Raw genomic sequence first — 9,530 nt, 5'->3', positions numbered from 1 at the left:
TTTCCTGTTCAGTTTTCAAAGATCATCTGCACCTCAGCAGTGCTCATCTATATTACCAAATACTTTTCGCTTCGTCAAATGTTTTTTTATTTTTTTTAAAAATTTGTGAATTTATTTAAATAAATCATTAACACATTGTTTACACACAAGTCATATAATGCTGACTTGAAATACATAAAATACTATAAATAAATGGATAATCGATATTAAATCCTGCACGAATCGTCTCAACATTTACAATTATACAACAACACATTTCATTTACTTTTCTCAAAGAAAGAAAGAAAATTTCGGGCTACTTTCATATATAAAAAAATATAATTTAATTTAAAAAGGAGCCTACGCTCCTTAATCGATAACTAGATTCTTTATACCATTTTGTTTTGCACAATCATAGAACTCTTGCATCTTTTCACTAGAATACATTTTTGGATTTTCTTTAAAACAATACTCCATATCTAAATACGCATATTTAGATTGGGCCAGAGGATTATAATTCAAGATTTCATAATGAACATCTTCATAACAAGAAACCAAAAATCTTGATATAGAAGAAATATTCTCAAAAGAAGCAGTCATTGTCGGAATTAAAGGCGTACGTACGATCACGTGTTCTTTTTTATTACTCTGAAGTAAATACGCAATATTCTTTAATACTTTTTCATTTGAAACACCCGTATATTGTTTATGCAAATTTTCATCATATAATTTACAATCACAATAAATCTGATCCAAGTAAGGTAAAGCTCGTTTTACATTCTCTAAATCCGTATATAGACTTGTTTCAATAGCCGTATGAATTCCTTTTTCCTTACAAGCCTTTAATAAATCAATCAAAAAATCACTTTGTAAAAAGGGTTCTCCCCCTGAGAAAGTAACTCCACCTTCTCTTTTAAAGAATATTTCATCCTTTAAAATTTCCTGAACACATTCCTCTACCGTATACTCTTTGGCATCCATACTCAAAGCTAAAGTAGGACATACATCACAAATCGCATCCCAATCTTCTTTTGCGTTTCTTGAAATACAAATTTTATGATCTACATATCTAACTCCACCCTGTTTTGATGCATATACACAACTAAGACAATGCATACACTTGGATTCCATATACAAGACTTGTGGTAAATAAGACAATCCTTCTGGATTTTGACACCACTTACAGCGAAGTGGGCACCCCTTAAAAAACACCGTTGTACGAATTCCTTTTCCATCGTGTGTCGCAAAACGCTTTATATCAAATATATACCCTTTAGATGTTGTCATAACTTGTCCTTGCGATAATTTCATCCTGCAACTCTCCAGCAAGCTCTGTAAAATATGCTGTATAACCAGCAACACGAACCGTCAAAGAGCGATATTGATCCGGATTTGCTTTGGCATTTAATAAATCTTCTTTACGAACTACATTAAACTGAATATGTGGAATCTCTAAGTCAACAAATGTACGCATAAAATTCGCAAACTTATCAATACCCGATTCCGTCTTAAAAAATTCTGGTAAAAACTTCATATTTAATAAGCCACCATTTGTTGTACAAGAATTATCTAAATGCGATACCGATTTTAAGACTGCTGTAGGACCCTTTAAATCTCGACCATACACAGCCGATAATCCACCATCTGCCAAAGGCGTTTGGGCAAGCCTTCCATCACAACTAGCCCCTACATTTTCTCCCATAGGAACATGGGCACTCACCGTATACATTCCTGTATGATATTCTCCATTACGATAGTTTGTATATTTTCTTAATTTATTTCTAAAACTCAATGCCCATTTTGCACCCAGCTCATCCACCCATTCCACATCATTTCCATACTTAGGTGCACGATTTAGTAACATCTGGCGCATGACTTCATTGTTTGAAAAATTTTCTTTCAAAGCTTTTTCTAAACCAGCTGCATCAATTTTCTTTTCATCATATACAAGCTTTTTCAAAGCCGCCAAACTATCTGCAAGGTTTGCCACTTGAATCATTTGAATACCCGACAAATTATAATGCGCACCACCACGCGTTACATCCATGCCTTTTTCCATGCAATCATCAATGACACTTGATAAGAAGGCTGTTGGTAAAATATCAATATGTGCTTTTTCCACTTCTTCTAAACATGGAATCATTTTATCGATAAAATAATCCATCATTTTTTCAAAGGCAGATTCTAAATCAGAAAACGAAGTATATGTACTTAAAGACCCATAATCAGGCCCCATTTGTTTTCCCGTCAACAAACAACGACCATGATTCAAAGTAAGTTCTAACACCTTATTCATATTAAACATGCCCGAATCCGACCAACCTAAATTATTGCCTTGTGTTGTAAGTTCCACACAACCAACAACCGCATAATCCATGGCATCAAAATGTGATATACCTAAATCTTCCATCGCCTTAATAATTGCCTTATCATTGAAAAATTGTGGCATTCCACTTCCTTTTGAAACAACTCGAATCGCATGTTTTAACAGTTCATCATTCGTATGTTCATGAAGTCGAACAGATAAGTTGGGTTGTGGAAGACCAATATCTTCTTGTGCATTTAAAAACAAATGACTCAATTCATTACTAAAATCGTTTCCATTTTGATCTTGTCCACCAACACAAATATTGAATCCAATTGGAAAACCTGCAAAATATTTAGCACTATGCGCATTTCTTAGATATACAATCTCATTGAATTTCAACCATAAACATTCAATCAATTCTAAAGCTTCACTTTCTTTTAACATACCTGAATCTATATCTTGTTTATAGTAAGAATATAAAGTTTCATCTAAACGACCCGGAGAAAAACTAGATGCATTACTTTCCATGTGTAGCACTACAAATAAAAACCATAATGACTGCAATGCTTCATGGAATGTTGCAGCTGATTTATAAGCTAGATTTTCACAAATCTTTGCGATATCTTTTTTATTCATTTCCAAAGCTAATTCATGATAGCGAAGCATAAACTTCTGTACACCTTGCATCACTAAAATAACACATTCATAGAATTCTTTTTTTGATTCAGAACATGTTTTTAAATGATTTCTAGCTAAATCAATATATCCTTGTGGACCAAGTTCTAACCATTCCTTTACATTTGGACAAATATGCCCCTGAGCATGATCGGTTTGATTAACTTTTACTACTTTAGAAATTGCACTAATTTCATTGCCAAAACGATTCTTAATAACATCCTCTAAACTTTTACCTTTCCAATATGGAACAATCACTTTACGAAAAGTCTCAATGTCTTCAGGACGAACATTAAACTTATCTTGAGGACGTGTTGGAATCGTTTCAAATTCACGATCCACCCAAGAAATTCCACTTTCTGGAAATACAACACCATAACGAACACCTTTTGTTCGATTTCCCACAATCAACTCTTCAGGTTCCATACCAATTTCAATTTCATTTAACGCGTTATACAAAGAAAGTGCACGCTTATAAGGAATCGATTTATCTTCATTTTCTTGATATGTTCGTGTAATAATCAAAGCTTGCTCAATACTTACAAAGCGAGGTTGAGACAACATTTTATCTTTCAGAATAGAAATACGATTTAGCATAGTAAGTCCTCCATCTACAATTAGATTATAAAAAGAACTATGATCAAAATCAATAGTTCTTTATTACTTTTTATTATTTTTTATTGTTTGTAGAATTCCATAAAACGCATCCACTTTGGCATACTCATAATTTCCCATTTGATAAAATTTATCCGAATCCGCCAACATATAGGCCTTTTTCGATTGTTTTAAAACAATACGCTTTGTTTGACCATCATTCGGCATATAGGTCATAACACTTTTGGACTCTAAATCTATACCAACCACACCTAAAAAAGCTAAATCAAAATGAAATCGTTGAAGAAATTCATCGCACATATTACCCACAAAACCATTTCTTGCATAATCAAATTCGCCACCAATAAAAATAGAATGAATTTGACTTGTAGAAAGAATCTGAATTACATCCAACATATTCGTAACGACTGTAATACCTGAAATAGGTCTTAACACTAATAATTTAGCTAATTCAATATTCGTAGTCGAAATATCCAAAAAGACCGTCATATTTGGTTCAATCAAATCATAAGCCATTTGCGCTATTTTTTGTTTCTCCTTACTATTCACACTCTTTCTAGAATTGGCATCCTCTAAATGAACATTTAAACGATTCAAAATCGCTCCACCATAAATCTTTTTACATTTACCTTTCGATTCTAAAAAAGCTAAATCTTTACGAATTAAATCGGGTGTTACACCAAAACGTGTACTTAAATCTTTTACCAACACTTTACCATTCTCTTGTAAATCTTCTAAAATTAAATTTTGTCTTTCTTCTACAAACATACTCATCACCTGTTTAAATATTATATCATTTTTGTGATATACTAAGAAACATAGAGGTACTACAAATGAATAAAAACGGAAATTTTAAAAGTACGGTAGGATTTGTGCTTGCCTGTGTAGGTTCTGCCGTAGGAATGGGAAACATATGGATGTTTCCATATCGTTTAGGACAATATGGAGGAGCTGCCTTTCTGATTCCATATTTAATTTTTATCGCCTTATTTGGTCTTGTTGGCTTATCGGCTGAATTTGCGTTAGGAAGAATGGCAAAAACCGGAACGTTAGGTGCTTATACATATTGTTGGAAGAATAAATTTGGTAAATATATTGGATGGCTTCCACTACTTGGATCTCTTGGGATTGCGATTGGATATAGTGTCATTTTAGGATGGGTATTTCGCAGCATTCAAGGCGTACTCACAAACGAACTACTCACAAATGATATTCCAGCTTTCTTTACGAATATGACACAATCCTTTTCGAATGTGCCATGTCACTTTTTGGTCTTGTTTGTGACTTGTTTATTGTTATTCATAAGTGCCACAAATGCCATTGAAAAAGTCAACAAAATATTAATGCCAGCCTTCTTTATTTTATTTATATTCCTTGCCATTCGTGTCAGCTTATTTGATGGTGCTATCGAAGGTTATAAATTTTTGTTTGTTCCTAGATGGGAATATTTACTCAACAAAGAAACATGGATAATGGCCATGGGACAAGCTTTTTTCTCCTTATCCATTACTGGTTCTGGAATGATTGTATATGGAGCATATTTAAAGGATGATGTAGATATTCCAAAGGCAAGTATGCAGACAGCTATATTTGATACAATTGCTGCGATGCTAGCGGCATTAGCCATTATGCCTGCCGTATTTTCTTTTGGCATCGATCCCGTTAGTGGCCCTAGTTTAATGTTTTTAACCCTTCCTGAAGTATTTAAACAAATGCCACTCGGCAATCTCTTTGCTCTATTCTTCTTTATTTCAGTAGCTTTCGCCGGAATCACAAGTTTAATCAACATGCTTGAAGCTGTGTGTGAGTCTTGGCAACACCGCTTTCGCATTTCTAGAAAAAAAGCTGTTTTACTTTGTGGCATTATCACATTCGCCATATCGGTATGTATTGAAAATGGAGATATTGTAGGTAAATGGATGGATGTTGTCACAATCTATATTATTCCTTTTGCAGCACTACTTGGAGCCATAACTATTTACTATGTTTTAGGATGGAATGCTTTAAAACAAGAATTAGACAAAGGAAGAAAAAAGCCAGTTGGACCGACTTTTAAATTCTTAGGTAAATATGTTTATGTATTTCTTGCCATCATTATTTTGATTTTGGGAATTCTTTATAACGGTATTGGCTAAGCGTTTCTAAATCTTTCCAAGTAAATACACAGTCCTCTAGTATCATATAGCTATGAGGGCTGTTTTCTTTTGGAATCGAAACTGAGCCTGGATTCATATAAATAATACCATCTCGATCTTCAATTGCAGGAATATGTGTATGTCCACTTAGTAATATATCCCCCATTTTTAATTTAACAGGTTCTAAATGTCCATGTGTACAATAGATAAAAAGCCCGTTTATATCCAACACAGAATAATCTGCTAAACATGGAAAATTCAATACCATTTGGTCAACTTCACAATCACAATTTCCACGAACACATAAAATCGAGTCTGATATGGAATTCAACATCTCAATCACTTTTTTAGGTGCATAATCTTTTGGTAAATCATTTCTAGGTCCATGATATAAAATATCCCCCAATAAGATCAATCGATCTGGTTTTTCGTATTTGTAAGCATCCATTAGTTTTTGACAATAATAACTTGAACCATGGATGTCACTTGCGATCATATACTTCATTAAATTTCACTCCCCTTTAAGAAAAAAGAATGCCGAAGCATTCTTTTATTTATTATTCACCTTTTTCTAAAGCTAATGTACGAGTTGTTAAATCACATACTTCAGTTGGTCCATAATATTGGATTGCTCCTGGATAAGTATATGCAGTTTCAACAGCCCATGTATCACGGTTTGCTTCGAAATATTTGAATGGTTTTCCATCTAATTCAACCAATGCTTTTTTGATAACTGGTTTATCTTCGCCATTACGACGTTCGATATTCATCATCTTAGTGATTGGCATACCACCAGCAACCCATTCTTCAGCTGGTTTAGATAAGTTAGATACTTTTGATAAATATCCATTATATCCGTATTGAATCAACATGAATGCGTTGTATCCTAATGAGTAGCAATAGTCAGCATCAAAGTTTGATGGGAATGCACAACGTCCTTCGTATCCGAAGAAGTGGTGTAATGCATTAAATTTACCTGTATATCCTCTTTCAGCTAATTTGTCAGCAACTAAAGCTGAGAACAATTTTTCTGACTCAATTAAAGATACCTGTACGTTTCCGTGTGGATCTCTTTCTAAGAATAATTGTTGTTGAATAGTTTGAGGTAAGATTGCGAATACAGCCATTGATTCAGCAGTTAAACCTTTTTCAATGAATGCATATTTTTCTTCCCAGCTACCTAATGCATTAAATTCTTCTGTTTTGTTTCCAGCTAATAATTCGTTGATTTCAGCAATCAATGCTTTAAATTCTGGAACAAATTCAACTACACCTTCAGGGATAATTGCAACACCGAAGTTGTTCCCATTTGCAGAACGTTTTTCAACTGCATCTGCAATATAGTCAGCGATTTCAGATAAAGATTGTTTTTTAGCAGCAACTTCTTCTGAAATTAAGCAAATGTTTGGTTGAGTTTCTAAAGCACATTCCAAAGCTACGTGACTTGCACTACGTCCCATAACTTTTACAAAGTGCCAATATTTTTTAGCAGAGTTTGCATCACGTTCGATGTTTCCGATTAATTCACTATATGTTTTAGTTGCAGTATCGAATCCAAATGAACATTCGATGTCTTCGTTTTTCAAGTCACCATCGATAGTTTTTGGACAACCGATAACTTGAACACCTGTATTGTGAGCAGCAAAATATTCAGCTAATACAGCAGCGTTTGTATTTGAGTCATCACCACCGATAATTACGATAGCAGTGATTCCGTGTTTTTCACAAACTTTTGCAGCAACTGCGAATTGTTCTTCAGTTTCTAATTTTGTACGTCCAGATCCGATAATATCAAATCCACCCGTATTTCTGTATGCATCGATATAAGCATCGTCGAATTCAACATAGTTGTCTTCTAATAATCCAATAGGACCATTTTTAAATCCGTAAAGAACGTTTTCTTTACTAGTAGCTTTTAATGCATCGTATAGACCACAAATAACATTGTGTCCACCAGGTGCTTGTCCACCAGATAAGATTACACCTACAACTTGTTTTTTAGCTGCAGAAGTATTTTCTCCTTTTTCGAATGTAATTTCTTTTTCTCCGTAAGTGTTAGGGAATAAAGCCGCGATTTTTTCTTGGTCTGCAACACTTTGAGTTGCATTTCCTTCCTTAACACAGATTTCTGAAATACCATTTCTTAACATTCCAGGCAATTTTGGACTGTATTGGTATCTAGCTTTTTGAAGTGGTGATTGATTCATTTTTATATCTCCTTTTCAATTTATACCTACACTAAAAATTTTATAACACTTTGCCCAAAAAGTAAATAGAGCACCCCATCCAAGGCCTTTATTCAAGGTTTGAATTTAAATATTCCTTACTAATTTCTTTTTGTAGATATTCAAAAAACAAGCCAATATGATACCCATCCGCTACGGCATGCGCAATTGTGATATTTACAGGCATTTGATAATTATCATCATATTTTCCAGCAGTGATGATTGGAAAGAAGGCAGCACCCCCATTGACCATACGACTTGAAACCGCAGTAAATGCAGTCCATGGTGTACATGATACACAATAAAAGTTTGCAGGTTGGCCCGATTTTACCTTAATGCCTCTTTTGGTTTTACCTAATTCCATATCAGAAGTAATATTCTTGTAGAAAGAACCAAAATCGTCTGTAAAATCCGTCCAACAATCCGAAAATGTATGATCTTCTTCATGGAAAATCGTATAATTTGGAACTAAAGAATCCCACACACATAAATCTCCATTTTTATCTTTAAACATTTTAAAGTTCTCAATTCGATTTAACACTTTAGTCACACAATAAATCAACGTTGGATAAAATTTATATCCATTTGTATGACAAAAACTTAATAACTCACTCACATCAATATTGGCCGTCATATTCACTTCAACATTTAAACTGTTTGTATAATACAAATAATGCTCTTTACGACACCAATTTTCTAAATCAATCTTCTTATATCTACACATAAAATCTCCTATATCATCGTTATAGTTACAGTACCCACTGTAATCAAAATTAAACCTAGTAATGCCTTCCTTGATAGCTTTTCATGAAATACAACACGAGAAAAACCAATTGTTACAAGTATACTCAATTTATCAATTGGCACAACGATGCTTGCAAGTCCATCCTGTAAAGCACGATAGAAACATAGCCAAGATCCTCCTGTTGCAAAACCAGATAAGATGATAAACAAGAGTTCTTTTCGATCGACGTCTTTTATTTGGGACTGCTTATTTTTCACAAATACCATAAGCCACGCCATAACTAAGACAACACTTGTACGAATGGCCGTACCTAAATTAGAATCAATTCCAGAAATACCAATCTTACCTAAAATTGATGTAAGGCTCGCAAATACAGCTGACAAAATCACATAAATCAACCAGCTTTATCTGAAGAATTAGACTTCACATCCTCTTTTCTGTTAATCATCAACATTGTACCTAAACCGATCAGACATACACATACTAGTTTAAACAAAGACAATCCTTCATGAAAGAAAATACAAGCCAAAAGAATCGTTAAGATTGTACTGGATTTATCAATCGGAACCACCTTATTGACATCCCCAATTTGTAAAGCCTTGAAATAACATAGCTAGCTCCTGTTGTGATTCCAGACAAAACTAGAAACAACAAAGTTTTTCCACTGATAACCGTAATACCCGATATAGTTCTAGTTAAAAGAACAAGAATCCATGAGAAAACTAAAACCACAATGGTACGTATGGCGGTTGCCACATCTGAATTTGTTTTTGAAATCCCACATTTTTCGAGTATGGAAGTGATTCCTGCAAAAAAGGCAGAGCCTGTCGCATATAAAATCCACATAG

At 33.9% G+C, this 9,530-nt stretch carries 10 protein-coding genes; 1 reads left to right on the top strand and 9 read right to left on the bottom strand.

Features of this window, described 5'->3' with window-relative positions; translation table 11 throughout:
- Positions 1-348: 348 nt before the first annotated feature.
- The 3 genes from LJE08_RS06775 to LJE08_RS06765 all read right to left on the bottom strand — a co-directional run bounded on the left by LJE08_RS06775 (position 349) and on the right by LJE08_RS06765 (position 4,345).
- Complete coding sequence (locus LJE08_RS06775) at positions 349-1,290, bottom strand: glycyl-radical enzyme activating protein (RefSeq protein ID WP_227402773.1); 942 nt, start codon at positions 1,288-1,290, stop codon at positions 349-351.
- Positions 1,253-3,559, bottom strand: a complete 2,307-nt coding sequence (locus tag LJE08_RS06770) for a formate C-acetyltransferase/glycerol dehydratase family glycyl radical enzyme (protein WP_217256605.1) — start codon at positions 3,557-3,559, stop codon at positions 1,253-1,255. The genes LJE08_RS06775 and LJE08_RS06770 overlap by 38 nt, the downstream gene beginning before the upstream one ends.
- Positions 3,560-3,622: 63 nt before the next feature.
- The gene (locus LJE08_RS06765) at positions 3,623-4,345 is read right to left on the bottom strand and encodes a DeoR/GlpR family DNA-binding transcription regulator (RefSeq protein WP_199593306.1); all 723 of its coding nucleotides are present in this window, start codon (positions 4,343-4,345) and stop codon (positions 3,623-3,625) included.
- Positions 4,346-4,410: 65 nt separating this feature from the next.
- Between LJE08_RS06765 and LJE08_RS06760 the strand changes: the two genes are divergently transcribed.
- Positions 4,411-5,712, top strand: coding sequence for a sodium-dependent transporter (locus LJE08_RS06760; RefSeq protein ID WP_227402772.1), 1,302 nt, complete (start codon positions 4,411-4,413; stop codon positions 5,710-5,712).
- Here the strand turns inward: LJE08_RS06760 and yfcE are convergent.
- From yfcE to LJE08_RS06730, 6 genes are all read right to left on the bottom strand, one after another.
- Complete coding sequence (gene yfcE, locus LJE08_RS06755; RefSeq protein WP_217256607.1) at positions 5,672-6,217, bottom strand: phosphodiesterase; 546 nt, start codon at positions 6,215-6,217, stop codon at positions 5,672-5,674. The genes LJE08_RS06760 and yfcE overlap by 41 nt on opposite strands.
- 52 nt (positions 6,218-6,269) lie before the next feature.
- On the bottom strand, positions 6,270-7,919 hold the full coding sequence (locus tag LJE08_RS06750; protein ID WP_117926498.1) for a diphosphate--fructose-6-phosphate 1-phosphotransferase: 1,650 nt from the start codon (positions 7,917-7,919) through the stop codon (positions 6,270-6,272).
- Between the two features lie 88 nt (positions 7,920-8,007).
- Entirely contained in the window at positions 8,008-8,661 is a 654-nt protein-coding gene (locus tag LJE08_RS06745) for a chloramphenicol acetyltransferase (protein WP_227402771.1), read from the bottom strand.
- Positions 8,662-8,669: 8 nt separating this feature from the next.
- The gene (locus tag LJE08_RS06740; protein WP_227402775.1) at positions 8,670-9,071 is read right to left on the bottom strand and encodes an EamA family transporter; all 402 of its coding nucleotides are present in this window, start codon (positions 9,069-9,071) and stop codon (positions 8,670-8,672) included.
- Positions 9,072-9,076: 5 nt separating this feature from the next.
- Complete coding sequence (locus LJE08_RS06735) at positions 9,077-9,253, bottom strand: hypothetical protein (RefSeq protein WP_238636005.1); 177 nt, start codon at positions 9,251-9,253, stop codon at positions 9,077-9,079.
- Positions 9,220-9,528, bottom strand: coding sequence for an EamA family transporter (locus tag LJE08_RS06730; protein WP_227402770.1), 309 nt, complete (start codon positions 9,526-9,528; stop codon positions 9,220-9,222). Before LJE08_RS06730 ends, LJE08_RS06735 begins: the two co-directional genes overlap by 34 nt.
- Positions 9,529-9,530: the final 2 nt, after the last annotated feature.

Source organism: Holdemanella sp. DFI.5.55, from assembly GCF_020593575.1.
GTDB classification, from domain to species: Bacteria; Bacillota_I; Bacilli_A; order Erysipelotrichales; family Erysipelotrichaceae; genus Holdemanella; species Holdemanella hominis.
The sequence above is the reverse complement of the archived record's forward strand: the minus strand, read 5'-3'. Positions and strand labels throughout refer to the sequence as shown.

Excerpts from the sequence above, each read along its gene's own strand:
- LJE08_RS06775 (WP_227402773.1), bottom strand. The coding sequence starts at position 1,290 with ATGAAATTATCGCAAGGACAAGTTATGACAACATCTAAAGGGTATATA.
- LJE08_RS06770 (WP_217256605.1), bottom strand. The coding sequence starts at position 3,559 with ATGCTAAATCGTATTTCTATTCTGAAAGATAAAATGTTGTCTCAACCT.
- LJE08_RS06765 (WP_199593306.1), bottom strand. The coding sequence starts at position 4,345 with ATGTTTGTAGAAGAAAGACAAAATTTAATTTTAGAAGATTTACAAGAG.
- LJE08_RS06760 (WP_227402772.1), top strand. The coding sequence starts at position 4,411 with ATGAATAAAAACGGAAATTTTAAAAGTACGGTAGGATTTGTGCTTGCC.
- yfcE (WP_217256607.1), bottom strand. The coding sequence starts at position 6,217 with ATGAAGTATATGATCGCAAGTGACATCCATGGTTCAAGTTATTATTGT.
- LJE08_RS06750 (WP_117926498.1), bottom strand. The coding sequence starts at position 7,919 with ATGAATCAATCACCACTTCAAAAAGCTAGATACCAATACAGTCCAAAA.
- LJE08_RS06745 (WP_227402771.1), bottom strand. The coding sequence starts at position 8,661 with ATGTGTAGATATAAGAAGATTGATTTAGAAAATTGGTGTCGTAAAGAG.
- LJE08_RS06730 (WP_227402770.1), bottom strand. The coding sequence starts at position 9,528 with ATGTGGATTTTATATGCGACAGGCTCTGCCTTTTTTGCAGGAATCACT.